Origin of the sequence: Aerococcus sp. HMSC062A02, from assembly GCF_001809535.1 — a bacterium.
In the GTDB taxonomy this organism is placed as follows: Bacteria; Bacillota; Bacilli; order Lactobacillales; family Aerococcaceae; genus Aerococcus.
The window spans coordinates 71,197-91,112 of sequence record NZ_KV797921.1; the positions used below are offsets into that span (position 1 = coordinate 71,197).

Genomic DNA, 19,916 nt, shown 5'->3' on the forward strand with positions numbered 1-19,916 from the left:
TGCGAAGAGGAGCCCTTTCTGCCTTTGCGAACCCGACTACAGGGTGAGAGCAAGAGCTAATAACTAGGCCCGGACTACTCTTACAAAAACTTAGCGTAAGTGCTTACAGACTTTTGCCACATTCCTTATTAAAAGTATGCTAAAATAAAAGAAAAAAGACGGGGTGTTGCTCATGGAAGCTTTTACTTGGTTTGAAATTATTCTCTATATCCTTCCCATCCTCACCATTATCCTGGTGGCTAAGTATGGGAAGCCTTATTTGTCGGACGGCAAGCATATTAACTTGGTGGTCATTGATGTGGTCCACCCTATTCTCTGGCTCTGCTTCCACCTCGTCTCTCAATTGGTTCTCCACTGGTCCTTCCTGCCTATTGTGCTCGGTATCGTTTCCGTTCTGGCCCTAGCCATCCTCGCCATCCAGTTCCGCGATAACCTGCCCTTCACACCGGGGCGCTTCCTGCGTCGGCTGTCCAACCTAAGTTTTATTATCGTTTTTCTTCTCTATTACGGCTTTGTTTTCTACCGGATCTTCGCTTTGATCTTCGCCTAGATTGCTTATCTAAATATTAAATCAATTGAAATCCATCAATCCATGGACCCCAAGCCAGCAGCCCACCGCTCCTGGTTTGGGGCCTTTTTTTGTATCTTCCCCTCAATCTTTAAAGTTTTGTTTAGTCTGTTCACGAAAGGGGAAAAATTGTGGAGAATTGTGGTGCAAAGTGGTAGATTATGGTAAACTTAACTTAATTTAGGAATTAAATCTTTGAAAAGTGGTTTAAACCATCGGGGCTGAGGCTGAGGGTGACGATAAGATGTTAATGGGCGAGTACAAACATAATATCGATAGCAAGGGTCGTCTAATTATTCCAGCGAAACTGCGGGAAGAATTAGGGGAGCTTTTTGTGCTTACCCGGGGGCTCGATGCCTGCATCTTCGCCTATCCCTTGGCCACTTGGGAGCAGATCCAGTCGAAATTAAAGGACCTGCCCTTGGTGAAACGCCAGGCCCGGGCTTTCACCCGCTTCTTTTATTCAGCAGCGGTTGAAGTCTCGGTCGACAAGCAGGGTCGGGTTAACATCCCCCAGGTCTTGTTGGACCATGCTCAGATTGAGAAGGCTTGCCAGATTGTGGGCGTTATGGACCGGGTAGAAATCTGGAGTAGCGACACTTGGCAAGCCTACCAAGACGAACTTGATGATAGCTTTGAAGATATTGCTGAAGAATTATTTGACTTAGGTTTATAGGAGGAGGTCCTAGGGTGACAGAAGACTTTAAACATATTACCGTGCTGCGTGAGGAAAGCGTGGAGGCCCTGCAGGTGAAAGCAGATGGCATCTATGTGGATTGTACCTTGGGCGGTGGGGGCCATAGCCGGCTGATTTTAGACCACTTGTCTGACCAAGGTCGGCTCTACGCCTTTGACCAGGACCTCACAGCTATCCAACATGCAAAAGAACGATTTGCCGAAGAAATCGCCCAAGGCAAACTGCAATTGATCCACCGCAACTTCCGCTATCTTAAGGAAGAATTGGCGCGTTTGGACGTTGACGGTGTGGATGGGGTTCTCTATGACCTGGGCGTCTCCTCCCCCCAGCTGGACCAAGTCGAGCGGGGCTTTAGCTACCACCAGAACGCGCCCTTGGACATGCGGATGGACCAATCTGCTCCCTTGACGGCCGAAGATGTCGTCAATGACTGGTCCTATGACCAGCTAGTTAAGATCTTCTACCGCTATGGTGAAGAGAAGTTTGCTAAGCAGATTGCCCGGCAGATTGAGCGCCGTCGCCAGGACCACCGGATCAAGGAAACTGGCGAATTGGTCGAGCTCATTAAAGAAGCCATTCCAGCTCCTGCCCGACGCAAGGGCGGTCACCCGGCCAAACGGGTCTTCCAAGCTATTCGGATTGCAGTTAACGATGAGCTCGGCGCTGTGGAAGATTCCTTAGAAGCGGCCTTGGACTTGCTCAAGGTCGGCGGTCGGATTTCCTGCATTAGCTTCCAATCCCTGGAGGACCGGATCGCTAAGCAGCTCTTCAAGGACGCCTCGACGGTCGACCAACCACCGGCCAATATTCCAATCCTCGCCCAGGACCTGGAAGAGGCCTCTTACCGCTTGGTCACCCGTAAACCAATCTATCCATCAAAAGAAGAATTGGCCCATAATCCACGGGCCCAAAGCGCTAAATTGCGTGTTATCGAAAGAATTAACGATTAATCACACTCGTGAAGGGAGAAAAAACATGGGACTCTTCGCACTACACCCAGAACAAGCAAGTCTTGCCTATGCCATGCCAGCTGAGAAGGCGGCGCCCTTGGAGGATCAACCGTCTAGCCCCAAGAAAAGTCAGGTCCACCTGGTCCAAAAGGCGGCCCATAAACAGCACAGTCAGAAGCGTTTTCTGACGACAGTAGACTGGGTCAAATTGATCAGTATGTTCATGGCGACTGCTGCCTGCCTGATCTTTCTCGTCGCTAGCAAGGCCCAGTACATGCAGGCCGACCAGGAACTCAAAGGCATCCAGGCTCAAATTTCGGATGTGCAGAATAACAAGAATAATATCCAACAGAAGGTCAACGAACTTGGCAACTATGACCGGGTCATGGAGGTCGCTAAAGACCAAGGTTTGACCATGGATGAAGACAATATAAGGAATGTGGAAGAATGAAAACAAGCCAAGAGCAAAGAAAACAGCGGCGTCAATTCCTACATTGGATGCTGATCGCTGTTGCCGTCCTCTTCGCTAGCTTGATCTTGAGATTTGCCTTTATTATGCTCGGTGGCCATGTTAATGGAGTGGACCTCGAGCAGAGCGCCCAAGCCATGTATCAACGAAGTAGTATCTTAACGGCTAAACGGGGGACCATCTATGATATCGGTGGCAACCCCCTCGCCCTGGATGCTACTTCTTATTCATTGTATGCCGTCTTGACCGAGGCTTGGCAGGACGCTGAACACGTTACCGCAGAAACGCGTGACCATACGGCTGAGGTCTTAAGCCAGCACTTGGATATGGATAAGGAAGAGATCCTGAAGATCCTCTCAACGAAGAATGTTAACCAGGTAGAATTCGGCAATGCGGGGTCAGACCTCTCCTATGCCCAAATGGATGCTATCCGCCAGGAAAAATTACCAGGCATTGAATTTAGAGAAACACCGAGCCGGTCCTATCCTAATGGGGTCTTTGCTTCCCACCTGGTTGGCTATGCCCAGTTCAAGCAGGCTGAGAATGCCATGGATGACCGCTTAGTCGGCCAGCTGGGTCTGGAGAAGAACAAGGACCAGGAACTCCAAGGCAAGAATGGCTATGTGAGCTTCAGCAAGGCCGAGCAAAACGACCAGGAAGAGGAGGCGGCAGATGACCAAATCGCCCCTGTGGATGGACAGAATCTCTACACGACCCTGGACTCTCGCTTACAAACCTATTTAGAGACCCTGGTGACCCAGGTCAATGACACCTACAAGCCAGAGAACCTAACAGCCATGCTGGTGGACCCAAAGACCGGTAAGATCGCAGCGGCTACCCAGCGCCCCACCTTTAACCCGCAGACCCGGGAAGGGCTGGATACCATGTGGAAGAACTTGCTCGTCGAAGAATCTTTCGAGCCGGGCTCTACCATGAAGGTCTTGACCCTGGCAGCTGCCATTGAAGAAGGGGTCTTTGATCCTAATGCAAGCTATATGTCAGGGGCTATCAGCGTGGATGGCGGCGTGATTCGCGACTACAACCATGTCGGCTGGGGTATGATCAGTCAGCTGGACGGGGTAGCCCGGTCCTCCAATGTGCTCTTTGTCCAATTAGTGGGCGATATGGGCTATGATGTTTGGAAGGAATACATGTACGAATTTGGCCTCATGCAAAAACCTAACTCCGTCTTCAAGGAAGAGGTTGCGGGGTCTATGTCCTATGACTATGAAATTGAAAAAGTCTCAACCGGCTTCGGTCAGGGTCTCCGTGTGACGCCTTGGCAGATGGTCCAGGCCTTCACTGCCATTGCTAATGGGGGAGAGATGATGCGCCTGCAAATTATCGACCGGATGGAAAACAGCCAGGGCGACTTGCAAGTGGTCCAACCCGAGAAGATTGCCGCCCCGATCTCCAATGAAACGGCCCAAAAGACTCTCCAATACCTGCGCCGGGTGGTCGAAGATCCCCAAGGTACCGGACAAATGTATGCCGTGGAAGGCACCGAGATTGCGGCTAAAACGGGGACGGCTGAAATCTATGATACGGACAAGCAGACCTATCTGAGTGGAGGCTTTAACTACCTCTATTCGGTAGTTGGTTTTGCGCCAGCTGATAATCCCCAATACATCCTCTACCTCACCATCAAAAAACCGAAGATGGCAGGGGATGGTAAGCAACCAGCAGTCATGTTAGCAGATATCTTTGTTCCCCTATTAACACGGGCCCTAGATTATGCTAAGCTAGCTGAGACAGGAGGCTATGACCAGACTGAGATGGTCGATGTGACTGGGAAGAATCCGGGCGCTGCCCAACAAGAATTAGAGCGCCAAGGCTTCCTCAAGGTGGAAGTCCTGGGAACTGGCAAGCAGGTCATCGACCAGTCACCTAAGCCAGGGAGTAACTATTCTATGGCCAAGAAGGTCTATCTCTTGACTGATGAAGGCGTCCGCCTGCCAGACTTTAGCGGTCTGACACGCAACGAGAGCGAGGCACTAGCCAAGCTCCTCAACATCCCGGTGCGGATTGAGGGCGAAGGGCTCGTCGTCGGTCAGAGTGTGGATGTGAACACACCGATTGAATCAGTCGACCAAGTCCTCCTACAACTCCAACAACCTTAACTGAAAACAACGAAAGGGTTTCGATATGCTATTAAGTTTCATTTTCTGCTATGCCATCACCACGTTGGCCATGCCTTTCTTTATCAAGTACATGCACCAGAAACAGTTTGGACAAGCTATCCGTGAAGAAGGGCCGGCCTGGCACCAAGCCAAGAGTGGGACTCCAGCCATGGGGGGCCTGGTCTTTTTGGGGGCCAGTGTGGTCACCATCTTGATGATGAGTATTGTCCAACAGCACTGGTCTAACAGTGCTTGGGCCCTTGTCATCGCCCTCCTCTTCTTTGGCGGGATCGGCTTTGCGGATGACTTTCTGAAGATTTTCAAGAAGCAAAATGAGGGCTTATCCTCCAAGCAGAAGTTTGTCCTCCAGCTCTTGGGATCGGCACTGATGTCCTTTATCTTTGTCCTCTTTGGCTTGGAAGTTGAAATTCCTATCTTCAACATCGCCAGCCTGAGCCATCCCATCTTGATTTTCTTCTTCTTACTTTTTTGGATCACCGGCTTTTCTAATGCCTTTAACCTTACCGATGGGCTGGACGGCCTGTCGTCAGGTTGTGGGATTATTTCTTTTGCTGCTTATTTGACCATGGCCCTCCAAGCTGGCGAGCAAGGCATTGCCCTTTTCTGCGTGACCATGATTGCTGCCTTGCTCGGTTTTATCCTCTTCAATGTGAAGCCAGCCAAGATCTTTATGGGGGATGTGGGGTCTTTGGCCTTGGGAGCGGTGCTCGCCGTTCTCTCTCTTTTGATTGGTAACCCGTGGACCCTGCTCTTTGCTGGGATTATTTATGTGGCAGAGACGGCCAGCGTGATCTTGCAGGTAGCTTCTTTCAAACTGACGGGCAAGCGGATTTTTAAGATGAGTCCTATCCACCACCACTTCGAGATGCTAGGTTGGTCCGAATGGAAGGTCGACCTAGTCTTCTGGGCTGTTCAAATTATCGGCGCACTGATCGCCATCGCTATCTTCTAGGAGGAAATTATGGAAGAAAGACTAGAAATTAATCGGGAATCGCTAAAAAATAAAAAAGTCCTGGTCCTAGGCTTGGCCATGACAGGGATGAGTGTGGTTAGACACCTGACGGACCTGGGCGCCTTCGTCACTGTTAATGATATCAAGCCCTTAGAAGAAAATAAGGAAGCCCAGACCTTGATCGAAGAGAATGTCCGGGTCATTGCGGGCTCGCACCCGGTGGAATTGCTGGAGGAAGACTTTGCCTTTATGGTCAAAAACCCTGGCATTCCCTACAGCAATCCCATGGTCCAGGCCGCCCAAGCTAAAGGCTTGCCGGTCTACACGGATATTGAGTTGGTCGGCCAACTGACGCCAGCTGAAATTATTGGTATCACGGGGTCTAACGGCAAGACCACCACCGCTTCCTTGACCTTTCATATTTTAGAAGCTGCGACGGACTTGTCGGGCAAGAATTACCTGGCAGGGAATATCGGTCTAGCGGCCCTGGATGTGGCCCTGGATGCCAAGGCTAGCGATCGCTTGGTGCTCGAGCTTTCTAGTTTCCAATTGATGGGGACCTGCAGCTTCAAGCCTAAGATTGCCGCCATTACCAATCTTTATCCGACACATTTGGACTACCACGGGAGTATCGAAGCTTACCTGGAGGCCAAGTGGCAGATTACGGCCCAGCAGGAGGCTTCCGATTACCTGCTTTTGAACGCCGACCAGGAAGTGCTCTGGGACAAGCGTCATGAGACCCAAGCCCAAGTTATTCCTGTGTCACTAACGGGTCAGTCCCGGGAAGGAGCTTGGTACGATCGGGATCACCAGCGCTTGATGTGGCGAGAAGAAGCCGTTGTTGAGCGGGACCAGGTCTTTATTCCTGGCGACCATAATGTCCAAAATGCCCTAGTAGCGATGGCCATTGCTAAATTATTAGGTGTTTCCAATACGGCCATTCAAGCCGCTTGCCAGAGCTTCCATGGGGTCGCCCACCGGATGCAATTTGTTTTGGACTACCAAGGTCGTCGCTTCTATAATGACTCTAAGGCAACCAATAACGACGCCGCGAAGACAGCTTTGCGGAGCTTCCAAGCCCCTATCGTTTGGCTTGCAGGAGGCCTCGACCGAGGACTTGGCTTAGAGGACTTGAAGCCCGAACTCGGCCAGGTCAAGGCCATGGTCGTGATGGGGCAGACAGCTGACCGCTTTGCCAAGCTGGCTGAAGACATGGAAATCCCTTATGTCCATGCCAAGAATATCGAAGAAGCCACTGACTTAGCCTATGCCCAAAGCCAAGCCGGCGATGTGATCTTGCTCTCGCCAGCCTGTGCCTCTTGGGATCAGTACCTCAATTTCGAAATGCGGGGCGAGCGCTTTGTCCAAGCGGCCAAGCACTTAGCCCAAAGTAAAAAGGATCATTAACTAGGAAGGATGGAAAGCATGCGCGTTGTCTTATCGGGTGGCGGAACGGGAGGCCATATCTATCCCGCTCTTGCCTTACAGAAGAATATACTAGCCCATTACCCAGATGCTGAATTCCTCTATATTGGGACCGCCCAGGGAATGGAAGCGAAGATTGTGCCAGAACAGGGGATCCCCTTCAAGACAGTCCGAATCCAAGGCCTGAAACGGTCGTTATCAATGGATAATTTGAAGACGGCCTTTTATATGCTCCAGAGTGTGTCAGCGGCCCGCAAACTCTTGAAAGACTTCCAACCTGACGTAGTAGTCGGCACAGGGGGCTATGTCTGCGCGCCTGTCCTCTACGCCGCTTCACACTTGGGCCTGCCAACCGTGATCCATGAACAGAACTCGGTAGCCGGGATTACTAATAAGTTTTTAAGTCGTTATGTGGATAAGATTGCAATTTGCTTCGACCGGGTCAAGGCAGACTTTAGCCGCTATGCCCATAAGATTGTCTATACCGGCAATCCTCGAGCCCAGGAAGTGGCTGCTATCTCTGACAAGGTTGATTTGACGGAATATGGCCTGGTCAACAATCGTCCGACGCTCCTGATCTTCGGGGGTAGCCGGGGCGCTCAGCGGATTAATGATGCGGTCATGGCCTCGCTGGAAGCTTTCACCAAGCGGCCCTACCAAGTCCTGATCGCCACGGGTGAGATCTATTACGACGACTACCAAAAAGAATTTGATCACTTGGACCAGCTGACCAATGTCAAGGTGGTCCCTTATATCAAGAATATGCCCCAACTCTTTAATACGGTGGACTTAGTCGTCTGCCGGTCAGGGGCAACCACGTTAACTGAACTAACGGCTCTGGGGACGCCGAGTCTGCTGATTCCAAGCCCTAATGTGACGGGCAACCACCAGCAGCGCAATGCCGAATCCCTGGTCGACCACCGGGCAGCCAAGATGCTCTTAGAAGAGGACCTGAATAATGACCTCTTCTTGGAAATGATTGACGAATTGATGGCCGACGATATCCAGCGGGTACAGATGAGCCAACAAGCCCGACTGCTCGGAGTACCAGATGCAGCGGACCGTCTCCGCCGGGTCCTGGAGACAGCCATCGAAGAAAAATAAAGCCTAAAGGGGGAAAAGCATGGACTGGGAGAAAGAAAGACGACGTTATCAAAATAAAGCACATCCCTCAAGATCCCGGGTTAGTGGCCGGGAGGAAGGCCAGCCGTCGCCAGCTTCCTCGCACCAGTCGCAAGCAAGCTCTGCAGCCCAGCCGAAAAAGCAGGCCCGACCAGCCAGCCAAAAGCCCCAAGCTCCAAAGAAGCAGGGGCGGCGGTTTAAAGTTTGGCGGTCGGTCAAAGACCAATTCGGGCGTCAGGACAAGGGCCAGGCCAAGCCTAAGCCCCCTAAGCAAAAGAAAAAAGCCAAGGTGCCGGCTAAGACACGCTGGGCCTACTATGGCTTCTTTATCTTTCTTCTGTTAGTCGCCATCTACTTGGCCTCGCCGCTCAACCATGTGCGCGACATCCAAGTGCGGGGGACGCGGCAAATCAAGGAAGAAGACCTGGTCCGGGTATCCGGCCTCCATCCTTCCATGAGCCTAGGCCGGGTGGAATCCCTCCAGGAAAGCGCCATGCAGCGGATTAATACCGCCTATCCTCAGGTCCAGAGCGTGAACATCCAATTGGACGACCAGCGCAATGTCTTGATCAATGTCCAAGAACACCGGGTAGTCGGTTACGTGAAGAAGAAGGACTTCTACTATCCGGTCTTGGAAAACCAGATGATCTTGGATAAGGCCTTGTCTGAACCCGACAAGCAATTGCCGGTCTTTGAAGACTTCGATGACGGTCAAATCCTTAAACTTGCGGAGCAGTTAGGCAAGTTGCCAGACCGTATCCTCCAGCAGATTGGATCGATCCACAATATCTCAACGGCTGATTATCCCAACCATCTCGCTCTAAAGATGCGGGACGGGAATATTGTCACGGGCTTTATGCTGAAATTTGTGGACTATCTCCAATACTATGACCAAGTCCTGGAAATCTTGGACGGGCAAAAAGGGCTCTTGGATATGGACCTGGGCATTTTCTTTACCGAATTGACACCAGACAATAATCCATTTGCCAGCCCAGAAGAGAAGGAAGCCTATGAAGCCGCCCACCCATCGCCTGCCCAGGAGGACCGGCAAGAAATTGAAGTTAAGGCGGAAGGAGACCAAGCAGAGGCAAGTGCTGAAGCGGGTCAGTCATCAAGCGCTTCGAGCCAGAGTCAGGCTAGTACAGCTGGTTCATCTGGCACAGACAGTGCAGCGAGCACGGCCAGCCAGGCGACTCCTGACCAGGATCCGCCTAGTCAGGTCCCACCAGCTAGCCAAGCAAGCGGAGCTCATGCCAGCAGCCAGGCCCAATAGCAGACACTCAGTCGATTAAGTCAGAAGCGGAATTTTCTTTTCGCTTTTTTATTTTGAATTTCTTGACAAAACCCAGCTTTTCCTCTTGGGGTGCTTGCTTCTGATTGCTATAGGTATTTCTGTATGGTAAACTTGATTATAATCTGATATTTATAGCTTCTATGAAGAGGAAAGTGTGACAAAAGCTAACATGCTTTGGATTTTGCAAGGATGGTAAGGGAATTTATCATTGCTGAACTTGAAGTAAAACTTGGCTTTTGGAGCAGGTCCTAGTCTCTTTATCAAGAGGAAAGCTTGGCACTTGCTAGCTTTCTTTTCTTTCATTGATTTAGGAAAAGTTTACTGCTTTTGCTACTTTATTTATGTTAAAATAGAAGCGATATAGACATATCTTGATTATTGATTAAAGAATTTGGAGGTTTCAATTACATGGTGCAACCAAAAGTTTATGCGAGTCTCGATATTGGAACCACTTCAGTAAAAGTTGTTGTTGCCGAATATGTGAACCAACACCTGAATGTCATCGGTGTTGGGAGTGAACGTTCAGAAGGCTTGAGCCGGGGTGTGATTGTGGATATCGACAAAACGGTCGAAGCCATCAAGAGTGCTGTCCGTCAAGCTGAACGCAAGTCAAACTGTGAAATCAAAAACGTCATTGTTGGCGTACCATGTAATCAAGTGAACATAGAACCTTGTTATGGGATGATTGCAGTGGCAAATGAGAACCGTGAAATCACGGACAAAGATGTCAACAATGTCCTATCTGCAGCTAAGGTACGTGCAGTTCCACCAGAACGGGAGATCATTTCGGTGATCCCTGAAGAGTTCGTGGTTGATGGTTTCGATGGCATCCGCGACCCACGTGGGATGATTGGCGTTCGTTTAGAACTCTATGCGAGCATGATTACGGGGACCAAGACGATTATTCACAATATTCGCCGCTGTGTTGAGAATGCGGGTTTGAATATTGCCGACTTGGTCGTTCAACCCCTAGCAACAGCAGCTGCAGCCTTATCTGAAGGGGAAAGAGATTTCGGAACGATTATTATCGACATGGGTGGTGGCCAAACAAGCGCCAGCGTTATCCATGACAAACAATTAAAATTTGCCTACATCGACCAAGAGGGTGGGGAGTATATCACTAAAGATATCTCTACTGTCCTAAACACAACCATCGAGAATGCAGAGCAGATTAAGTTAGAATACGGCTATGCGGATTCCCGCCATACCAGCGAGAATGAATTTTTCCCGGTTGAAATTATCGGTAAGAAAGAACCTGCTAAGGTAGACGAACACTATCTTTCTGAAATTATTGAAGCTCGCGTGATGCAAATTTTGGAAACGATTAAGCGTGCCTTAGACCAAGTCGAAGCCTTTGACCTACCTGGTGGCGTGGTTATCACGGGTGGGGCAGCTGCTCTGCCTGGCGTGATTGACCTGGCTTCAGAGTATTTTGAAACGGAAGTGCGTTTCTATATTCCTGAGCATGTAGGTTTGCGCAATCCGATGTTCGCGACAGCAGTTGGCCTGGTGGAATATGCTTCGGGTCTCGAAGAAATTTACCATGTGGCCCAAGGTTATAACTTTGACAACCGGAGTCGGGACGCAGCCAAGCAAGAGGAAGAAAGCTATACCCGCCCTCAAGTCCGGGCTTACGAGCCGGAAGTCGACCATGAAGTTCAAGCAGAGAGCGTTCCTGAAGCGCCTTATGCTAGCTATGAAGAAGAGCTTCATGAAGAAGAAAGTAGGGGCACTCGCCAAGCAGCCGACCATGCGGCTAAAGAAGGCAATGAAGGCTTCGCTGATAAAGTGAAGAGCTTTTTTGAAGATATCTTTAACTAAGACGAGTAATGATTCAGGAGGATAAAAGATGGATTTAGAATTTGACAATTTACAAGATTTTGAACGCGGCGCTAACATCAAGGTTATTGGTGTTGGTGGCGGCGGTAACAACGCGGTTAACCGCATGATCCAAGAAAATGTACGTGGCGTAGAGTTCATTGTAGCGAATACCGATACCCAAGCCTTAGCGCACTCAAGCGCTGACGTGAAGATCCACCTCGGGCCTAAGATTGCCCGTGGACTCGGTGCTGGGGCCCAACCAGAAGTTGGCCGCAAAGCCGCTGAAGAAAGTGAAGACCAAATCCGTGAAGCTCTGCAAGGGGCAGACCTTATCTTCATCACAGCTGGTATGGGCGGTGGGACCGGTACGGGTGCCGCACCGATCGTCGCTCAAATCGCTAAAGAAGAATTAGGCGCTTTAACGGTAGGGGTTGTGACCCGTCCCTTCACTTTCGAAGGACCTAAGCGTGGCCGCTCAGCTGCGGAAGGGATTGCCAAGATGAAGGAACATGTCGATACCTTGGTTACAATCTCCAATAACCGCTTATTAGAAATCGTTGACAAGAAGACTCCAATGCGGGAAGCTTTCGGTGAAGCTGACAATGTTTTACGCCAAGGGGTTCAAGGGATTTCTGACCTGATTACCTCGCCTGGCTATGTGAACTTGGACTTCGCGGACGTACGGACCGTGATGCAAGACCAAGGGACAGCCTTAATGGGGATTGGCGCTGGCCAAGGTGAAAACCGGACCTCTGACGCGACCAAGAAGGCCATTTCCTCGCCATTACTTGAAGTATCTATCGATGGGGCAGAACAAATCCTCTTGAACATCGCTGGTGGCGAAGACCTGACCCTCTTCGAAGCTCAAGATGCTGCTGATATTGTTTCTGCTGCTTCTTCTTCAGAAGTGAACATCATCTTTGGTACAACAATCAATGAAGACTTGGATGATGAAGTTATCGTAACGGTCATTGCGACTGGGATTGACGAAGAACGTCGCCATGAAGAAAAGAAAGCTAGCCGTCAAAGCTCTGCCTTCAAGACTGGTGCCCAAAGTGCAGCCAGCCGTGACTATGGCAACCGTCCTGAACACTTTGAGCAAAAACAAGCCCCAAGTCGTCCAGCCCGTCCAAGCCGTCAAGATAACTATGATGATTGGGAAGCACCACGCGATAACCGTCGCCCAGCTGGAGATGACTACAACAACTACAATGCACCGAACGAAAGCTATGGCAATGAATTAGGTGAGGATGAATTAGATACCCCACCATTCTTTAGAAAGCGTCGTCGGTAAGCATGACCTACCAAGATAATGTACAGGCCGTTCGCCAACGGATTCAAACTGTGCAGCAGGAATCAGCCTTGGCCTCTGAGGATGTCAGGCTGATTTGTGTTTCTAAGTACCATTCGGTGGAAGAGACCATGTCACTCTATCAAGTGGGACTGAGAGACTATGCTGAGAATTATGTGGATGGTCTTTTAGAGAAGAAGGCAGCCATGCCTGATGACTGTGTTTGGCACTTAATCGGCCCCTTGCAATCGCGTAAGGTCAAGGATGTTATTAATGAAGTGGACTACTTCCATGCTTTGGACCGGTTAAAGATTGCTAAAGAGATTCAAAAGCGAGCCGACCATGTCGTCAAGTGTTTCGTCCAGGTCAATGTATCAGGGGAAGAAAGCAAGTCAGGAATGGCTCCAGAAGAATTAGAAGCTTTTATCGAAGACCTGGCCAAGTTTGACAAAGTGGAAGTGGTCGGTTTAATGACCATGGCCCCCCATGACGCCAGCGACGAGGCCATCCATAGCTACTTTGGCCGCTTGCGTGAGCTGGGGCAAAGTATCCAAGCTAAGAAGCTAGCCTATGCCCCTTGCCAAGAACTGAGCATGGGAATGAGTTCGGATTATCCTTTAGCTATTGCTGAAGGGGCGACCTGTGTCCGGATAGGCTCTGCCTTGTACCAAGAATAAGTGGGGGATTTATGGCATTTAAAGACTTTGTGCAATCGATTTTTATCAATGACGACCAAGAGGTGGAGGACTACGCCTTCGACGATGACCTAGCGGCTTCCCCAGAAGCTGTAGATGCCTTGGCTAGAGAAGATTTTGAACCGGAGGAGGATGTTCAGATGGCTGACCAAGCAAAGAAGACCAATCAAAAATTAATTCGTATGGATGGGGGCCGTCAAGCAAGCCAACAGACGATTCAAATCTTCCTGCCGAGAATTTTTGGCGAAGCGGAGCGTATCGGTGACCTGCTCTTAGAAGGCAAGGGTGTGATCTTGAACTTTGACCGGATGGACGATGCCGATGCTCGCCGCTTTATCGACTATATCGCGGGTGTGGTCTTTGCCATCCATGGTGACATGCAGCGAATTGGCCAGGATGTCTTCCTAGCTGTTCCGGCGACGATTGATATCCAAGGGGTCTACGAAGACCAAGTCGATCCGAGCCATTATCGTTACGAGTCCGACCGCCGTTATGACCCTTTCAAGGAGGAACAAGACATCCATGACTAATATCATTTGGTTACTACAAGAACTGATCCAGCTCTACAGCTTTGTTCTCATTATTTATGCCCTTCTCTCCTGGTTTCCCGGGGCAAGAGATAGCAAGTTAGGACAATTGATCAATAGCCTGGCCGAGCCCTATATCTCCTTCTTTGATTCCTTCATTCCTTCACTCGGAGGAATTAGTTTCAATGTAGTGATTGGTCTGCTCGTGCTCCAATTAGCCCAACGCGGCCTGACAATCTTTTATTAAGAGGACAGGGATATGAGAGGATGCATGCGAAAGGGATTTTTATGAAGAGGAGCCCTTTCTGCCTTTGCAAACCTGACTAGATATGAACCGAATTAGTGATTAAAGTGAGAATTAACAAGCTAGCAGAAACCTTGCTAGCTTGTTTTCGTTATGGTGATCTCAGGCATCTTGCTAACAGAGTTTCGACTTGCTAATGGGAGCTTTATTCGCAAGTTGACCCCAAGCTACTTTCTAATAGGGGCCATGTTCGCAAGTCGCTAGACACAAGGGACGCCCAGCAAGCTAATTGATAAAAGAACCAGCACAACTTCCTATAGTCTGCTGTGAACTTTATCAATCTTGCCAGCAATTTTCAACGAATTCTTTCCACTTGGGCAAGTCTTAGTGTAGAATAAAGGAAAGAGTGAAGAAAGGAGGGCTCCGATTTGTCGGGAGACCTATTCCAACATTTTCCTGCAGAAGAAAAAAATTTCGTCGAACAAGTGCTAGACTGGCAAGGCCAGGTTCTTGACCAATACCGGCCTATTTTGTCCGACTTTCTCGATCCGAGAGAACAGGTAATTGCTCAAACAGTTCTGGGAAAGTCGCATTCAGACTATCGCTATGCTTTCTGGGGTGGCTATGACCAGGCAGAGCGCCAGCGCCTCTTCATCTATCCTCCTTATCTTGAAGCGGAAGAAGGGGACTACGACTTGGTCCTGGTTGAGATTTCCTATGCCAAGAAGTTTAACCAGCTGAGCCACCGCCAGGTCCTGGGCAGTTTGCTGGGACAGGGGCTCGAGCGCAAGGTTTTAGGAGATATCCTTAGCGATGGCGAGCGATGGCAATTCATTAGCAGCCAAGAGCTCCTGCCTTTCTTCATCCAGGAAGTCGACCGGGTGGGCCGGGCCAAGGTGGAGCTCCAGCCCGTCCCTTGGTCAGACCGCGTCCAGAGTCAGGAGAACTGGCAAGAGCGGACGATTAGTGCGGCCTCCTTGCGCTTGGACCTAGTCCTGGCTGAAGCTCTTAACTTGTCTCGAACCAAGGCCAAGTCACTGGTCCAGGCTAAGGCCATTAAGCAGAACTGGCAGGTCCAAGACCGGGTAGACCGGGAAGTGGCTGTTGGCGATACCCTCAGTGTCCGCGGCTACGGCCGGCTCTATATCGACCAGATTCTCGGCCAGTCCAAGAAGGGCAAGGTCCGCTTGGCCATCCAGTATTTAGCGAATCAATGAAAAGAGGTTGATGATAGTGAATGCAAGTGATTTAAAGGATAAGACTTTCAAGAGTAAATTATCAGGCTATGACAAACAAGAGGTAGATAGTTTCCTGCAAGAAGTGAGACACGCCATGGATAATCTGGAAACCTTAAATCAGTACATGCAACAAGAAATCTTCGAAAAGAATGCTGCATTGGATGAATTCCGGGGCAAGGAATCAGCCCTCAACCGGTCCATCGTGGTGGCCCAGGAAGCCGCAGATAAATTGCGAGAAGAAGCCCTCAATGAGGCTGAGCTGATTGTCAGCCGGGCTGAAGAATCGGCCAATGAGCTCTTGACCCAGGCAGCAGAACGGGCTGTGGCTGTCGATACCGAAACAACCTATCTCCAACAGCACGGCCAGGTGCTAAGGGGGCAGCTCTTAGGACTCATCCACAATAGCCAACAGAGCTTAGAAGATGAACGCTGGGATAAGATTTTCACCGCTCGCGAAGAAGCCCGGGGCCAGTGCCCTAATCTGGAAGAATTGATTGCTGACTTGGACCTGCCTGTGCGTAATGACAAGGCGGCAGAGATCTTTGACCTGGCCAATGCCCAAGTCGATGAAGCCAAGCAGAAAGAAGAATTCTTCAACAATGATCAAGTAGCTGTGATGCCTGATGAAGTCAAGGAGGTCCTCGAGCCCGAAGATGTTGAGCACCTCACCCAAGGCCAAGCCGCCGAAGAAGAAGCGCCAAGCCAGGAGGGAACAGGGGCAGCCCCTGAGCAAAAGCAAGCATTAGTCTTTAAGAATGCGGACGAGCCGGACGATTAAGAAGTCTAGGCTTGAAAAATGAGAAGAATTTTAGTATCATTAGCCATGTATATAAAACAGAACGGAACACGGTCTTAAGGGGCGCTTATCAGAGAATCTGCGGTAGCTGTGAAGCAGACTAAGCTAAGCTTAAGATTATCATCCGAATGAGGCTCTGCTGAATTGGAGTAGGCAGAGACGTTAGCGGCGTTAACGCTTTAAGAGTTGCTTGCAACTAAATTTGGGTGGTACCACGATCGCTTCGTCCCTTGCGGATGGAGCTTTTTTTATGTACAGGATATGGATCAAAGAAAGCGGGGAAAAACATGAAGATGAAAGAAACCCTTAATTTAGGGAAAACCAAGTTCCCAATGCGTGGGAACCTACCAGTTAAAGAAGTTGAACGACAAAAAGAATGGGCAGAACAGGATATCTATGGCAAGCGCCAAGCCTTAAACAAGGACAAGACACCCTTTGTCCTCCATGATGGCCCTCCTTATGCTAATGGCGCTATCCACATTGGCCATGCTATGAATAAGATTGCCAAGGATATTATTGTTCGTTCCAAGTCCATGTCGGGTTATCGGGCGCCTTATGTGCCAGGCTGGGATACCCACGGCCTGCCTATTGAACAAGCTGTCACCAATTCCGGTGTTGACCGCAAGGCCTTGTCAACCGCAGAATTCCGTAAGATCTGCGCAGACTATGCTTGGAAACAAATTGAAGGCCAAAGGGAAGACTTCAAACGTTTAGGGGTTGCCGGTGAATGGGACAAACCTTATGTGACTTTGGATCCAAAATTTGAAGAAGAACAAATCCGTGTCTTCGGGAAGATGGCCGCCAAGGGTCTTATCTACAAGGGCAAGCGCCCGGTTTACTGGTCACCATCTAGCGAATCGACCCTAGCCGAAGCTGAAGTGGAATACCGGGATGTAGAATCCCCAAGTATCTACGTGGCCTTCAAGTTAAAGGATGGTCATGGTAAGTTGCCAGAAGATAGCGAACTCGTTATCTGGACCACGACCCCTTGGACCTTGCCAGCTAACCTAGGGATCTCCGTCCATCCTGACTTTATCTATTCCGTGGTTGAAGTGGATGGCCGTCATTTTGTGATTGCTAAAGAGCTCCTAGAAGACGTAGCGGAAACTTTAGGCTGGGAAGACTACCAAGAAATTGATGAAATTAAAGGTTCTGATATGGACCGCATGGTGGCCCAGCATCCTTTCTATGACCGGGATTCCCTTGTTATGGTAGGGACCCATGTCACTGCAGATTCCGGTACTGGCCTGGTCCACACCGCTCCTGGCCACGGGGAAGACGACTTTTACATTGGCCAAGCTTACGGTTTAGACGCCCTGTCGCCAATTGACGACCAAGGCTGCTATACCGACGAAGCGCCAGGCCTGGAAGGGGTCTTCTATGAAGATGGGAACGAAAAAGTTCTCGCCAAGTTAAAAGAAGTTGGCGCCTTGCTCCATGTGTCTTACTTCACCCACAGCTACCCTCATGACTGGCGGACCAAGAAACCTGTCATCTACCGGGCAACCCCACAATGGTTCTGCTCCGTTGATAAGATCCGTGACCGTTCGCTTGAAGCCATTGAGAATGAAGTGGACTGGCTCCATCCTTCTGGTGAAAAACGCATCTACAATATGATCCGCGACCGGGGCGACTGGGTGATCTCCCGCCAACGGGTATGGGGCGTGCCGCTCCCTATCTTCTATGCCGAAGATGGCCAAGAAATTATTAGCGAAGAAACCATTAACCATGTGGCAGAGCTTGTTGGCGAACATGGCTCTAATGTTTGGTTCGAATGGGAGGCTAAAGATTTACTCCCTGAAGGTTTCAGCCATCCAGGCTCACCTAACGGCCAATTCACTAAAGAAATGGATATCATGGATGTTTGGTTTGACTCTGGTTCAACCCACGCCGGCGTTTTAGGCACACGGGATAACTTAACCTTCCCAGCCGACCTCTATCTAGAAGGTTCTGACCAATACCGGGGTTGGTTTAACTCAAGCCTCTTAACCTCAGTTGCTGTCAACGACCAAGCCCCTTACCGGGCCGTACTTTCCCAAGGTTTCGTTAATGATGGGGAAGGGCGCAAGATGAGTAAGTCCTTAGGTAATACCGTGTCACCAAATGATGTCTGCAAGCAACGCGGGGCCGATATCCTGAGACTCTGGGTAACTTCTGCTGATACTTTATACGATGTGCGGATTTCTGACGATATCCTCGGCCAAGTGTCTGAAGCTTACCGCAAGATCCGCAACACAATTCGCTTTATGCTGGGTAACCTGACCGACTTCAAACCAAGTGAAAATGCTGTCAGCTATGATAACTTAGACCCCATCGACCAATTCATGCTCAACAAGCTCAATGAACTGGTTAAAGAAGTGGAAGCTGCCTATGACCGCTATGACTTCATGACCGTCTACCAAGGTATCCTCAACTTCCTGACAACGGAAATGTCCAGCTTCTACCTGGATTATTCCAAGGATGTGACCTATATCGAATTAGCGGATAGCCCAGCCCGCCGGAAGATGCAAACTGTGATGTACCAAGTGGTTAGAGACCTGACCCTCTTGCTTACACCAGTTATCCCACATACGACTGAAGAAATCTGGCAATATCTGGATGAAGAGGCGGACTATGCTCAATTGGCTGAATTCCCTGAGCTAAAAGACTACAGCAACAGCCAAGAATTATTGGACTTCTGGAATGCCTTCCTCGATTTCCGTGACGATGTCAACAAGAGCTTGGAAGAAGCTAGAAATACTAAGTTAATCGGGAAGTCACTTGAAGCTGACCTGATTATCTATGCCGATGCGGATACCCAAAGCAAACTGGCCCAAGTTGGCGACCAACTCCGGACCTACTTGATTGTCTCCCAAGTTGAAATCAAGCCGCTAGAAGAGAAGACTGACCAAGCCCATGACTATGACCACTATGCCTTGGAGGTGACCCAGGCAGACGGTGAAGTTTGCCAGCGTTGCCGGGGCGTTTACCCAAGTGTGGGTCAAATCCCTGAAGCACCAACGCTTTGCCAACGCTGCTATGACATTGTCAGCGAACACTTCCCTCAAGCTTTAGTAGAAGAAGAGGAGTAAATTCATGTACCAAGGAATTGTGAAATCTTATTCAGCTGATAAGGGCTATGGCTTTATTGACCTCCCACAAAATCCCGAAGAAGATAGTCTCTTCTTCCATGCTTCTGCCCTCCAAGGGGCCTTCAGCCAGCAACTCAAAGCAGGACAAAAACTCCGCTTTGAAATTGCGGAAGGGGAGCGCGGCCCACAGGCTGTGAACATTCATCTTGACCAATAATTGCTAGAAAATAAAACTGTGCGACCTAGGATTTAGGTTTCGCACAGTTTTTGTATTTAATAAAGTCTGTTAGTGAGCATGACTTGGGCTAGCAACTTGTGAACAAAGCCACTATTAGCGAGTTGACTGGTGGCTACTAGCAAATGGACCCTCTATTAGCAAGTAGGCTGGGTTCAACTAGCGAATAAGGCCTCTATTAGCGAGTCGACTGCTGGTAACTTGTGGACAAGCCTCCCATTAGCAAGTAGCTTGGCAATAACTTGCTAATGAGGCGTCTATTAGCAAGTCTGACTTGCCCTTATTCCGCCTTACTCCAAGTATCCAAAGCTAAGCGCTCCCTCACACCCTGTCTAGTCGGGTTCGATCGCGCAGAACTGGCTCCTCTTCACAAAGCGCCG

Annotated in this window: 18 protein-coding genes; all 18 read left to right on the forward strand. The window is 49.7% G+C overall.

The genetic code is table 11. From position 1 onward, the window contains the following. The first annotated feature begins 172 nt into the window (after positions 1-172). The 18 genes from HMPREF2626_RS03885 to HMPREF2626_RS03970 all read left to right on the forward strand — a co-directional run bounded on the left by HMPREF2626_RS03885 (position 173) and on the right by HMPREF2626_RS03970 (position 19,518). On the forward strand, positions 173-550 hold the full coding sequence (locus HMPREF2626_RS03885) for a DUF3397 family protein (RefSeq protein ID WP_067972090.1): 378 nt from the start codon (positions 173-175) through the stop codon (positions 548-550). Positions 551-812: 262 nt separating this feature from the next. Next, positions 813-1,244: a division/cell wall cluster transcriptional repressor MraZ gene (gene mraZ / locus HMPREF2626_RS03890; protein WP_070617712.1), complete on the forward strand. Its 432-nt coding sequence runs from the start codon at positions 813-815 to the stop codon at positions 1,242-1,244. A gap of 14 nt (positions 1,245-1,258) precedes the next feature. Next, entirely contained in the window at positions 1,259-2,215 is a 957-nt protein-coding gene (rsmH, locus tag HMPREF2626_RS03895; RefSeq protein WP_070617715.1) for a 16S rRNA (cytosine(1402)-N(4))-methyltransferase RsmH, read from the forward strand. A gap of 25 nt (positions 2,216-2,240) precedes the next feature. Then, positions 2,241-2,666, forward strand: coding sequence for a cell division protein FtsL (ftsL, locus tag HMPREF2626_RS03900; RefSeq protein WP_070617718.1), 426 nt, complete (start codon positions 2,241-2,243; stop codon positions 2,664-2,666). Next, positions 2,663-4,804 carry a penicillin-binding protein gene (locus HMPREF2626_RS03905; RefSeq protein ID WP_070617721.1) on the forward strand — a complete coding sequence of 714 codons (2,142 nt, stop codon included), beginning with the start codon at positions 2,663-2,665 and terminating at the stop codon, positions 4,802-4,804. Before ftsL ends, HMPREF2626_RS03905 begins: the two co-directional genes overlap by 4 nt. 25 nt (positions 4,805-4,829) lie before the next feature. Then, complete coding sequence (gene mraY, locus HMPREF2626_RS03910; protein WP_070617723.1) at positions 4,830-5,777, forward strand: phospho-N-acetylmuramoyl-pentapeptide-transferase; 948 nt, start codon at positions 4,830-4,832, stop codon at positions 5,775-5,777. Positions 5,778-5,786: 9 nt separating this feature from the next. Further along, the gene (gene murD, locus HMPREF2626_RS03915) at positions 5,787-7,184 is read left to right on the forward strand and encodes a UDP-N-acetylmuramoyl-L-alanine--D-glutamate ligase (RefSeq protein WP_070617726.1); all 1,398 of its coding nucleotides are present in this window, start codon (positions 5,787-5,789) and stop codon (positions 7,182-7,184) included. 18 nt (positions 7,185-7,202) lie between these two features. Then, the gene (gene murG / locus HMPREF2626_RS03920; RefSeq protein ID WP_070617729.1) at positions 7,203-8,306 is read left to right on the forward strand and encodes an undecaprenyldiphospho-muramoylpentapeptide beta-N-acetylglucosaminyltransferase; all 1,104 of its coding nucleotides are present in this window, start codon (positions 7,203-7,205) and stop codon (positions 8,304-8,306) included. Positions 8,307-8,325: 19 nt separating this feature from the next. Beyond that, complete coding sequence (locus HMPREF2626_RS03925; RefSeq protein ID WP_070617733.1) at positions 8,326-9,597, forward strand: cell division protein FtsQ/DivIB; 1,272 nt, start codon at positions 8,326-8,328, stop codon at positions 9,595-9,597. A 429-nt stretch (positions 9,598-10,026) separates the two neighbouring features. Further along, positions 10,027-11,439: a cell division protein FtsA gene (gene ftsA, locus HMPREF2626_RS03930; protein WP_070617736.1), complete on the forward strand. Its 1,413-nt coding sequence runs from the start codon at positions 10,027-10,029 to the stop codon at positions 11,437-11,439. 28 nt (positions 11,440-11,467) lie between these two features. Further along, positions 11,468-12,733 (forward strand): cell division protein FtsZ, encoded by a 1,266-nt coding sequence (gene ftsZ, locus HMPREF2626_RS03935; protein WP_070485703.1) that lies wholly within the window; start codon positions 11,468-11,470, stop codon positions 12,731-12,733. A 2-nt stretch (positions 12,734-12,735) separates the two neighbouring features. Further along, entirely contained in the window at positions 12,736-13,407 is a 672-nt protein-coding gene (locus tag HMPREF2626_RS03940; RefSeq protein ID WP_070617739.1) for a YggS family pyridoxal phosphate-dependent enzyme, read from the forward strand. An 11-nt stretch (positions 13,408-13,418) separates the two neighbouring features. Beyond that, complete coding sequence (locus HMPREF2626_RS03945; RefSeq protein ID WP_070617742.1) at positions 13,419-13,955, forward strand: cell division protein SepF; 537 nt, start codon at positions 13,419-13,421, stop codon at positions 13,953-13,955. Then, positions 13,948-14,199 carry a YggT family protein gene (locus HMPREF2626_RS03950; RefSeq protein ID WP_083294330.1) on the forward strand — a complete coding sequence of 84 codons (252 nt, stop codon included), beginning with the start codon at positions 13,948-13,950 and terminating at the stop codon, positions 14,197-14,199. Before HMPREF2626_RS03945 ends, HMPREF2626_RS03950 begins: the two co-directional genes overlap by 8 nt. Positions 14,200-14,624: 425 nt before the next feature. Further along, positions 14,625-15,413, forward strand: a complete 789-nt coding sequence (locus HMPREF2626_RS03955; protein ID WP_070617748.1) for a YlmH family RNA-binding protein — start codon at positions 14,625-14,627, stop codon at positions 15,411-15,413. Positions 15,414-15,429: 16 nt separating this feature from the next. Beyond that, positions 15,430-16,212 carry a DivIVA domain-containing protein gene (locus tag HMPREF2626_RS03960; RefSeq protein WP_070617752.1) on the forward strand — a complete coding sequence of 261 codons (783 nt, stop codon included), beginning with the start codon at positions 15,430-15,432 and terminating at the stop codon, positions 16,210-16,212. 305 nt (positions 16,213-16,517) lie between these two features. Then, complete coding sequence (gene ileS, locus HMPREF2626_RS03965; RefSeq protein WP_070617755.1) at positions 16,518-19,301, forward strand: isoleucine--tRNA ligase; 2,784 nt, start codon at positions 16,518-16,520, stop codon at positions 19,299-19,301. A 4-nt stretch (positions 19,302-19,305) separates the two neighbouring features. Then, positions 19,306-19,518: a cold-shock protein gene (locus HMPREF2626_RS03970; RefSeq protein WP_070617758.1), complete on the forward strand. Its 213-nt coding sequence runs from the start codon at positions 19,306-19,308 to the stop codon at positions 19,516-19,518. Positions 19,519-19,916: the final 398 nt, after the last annotated feature.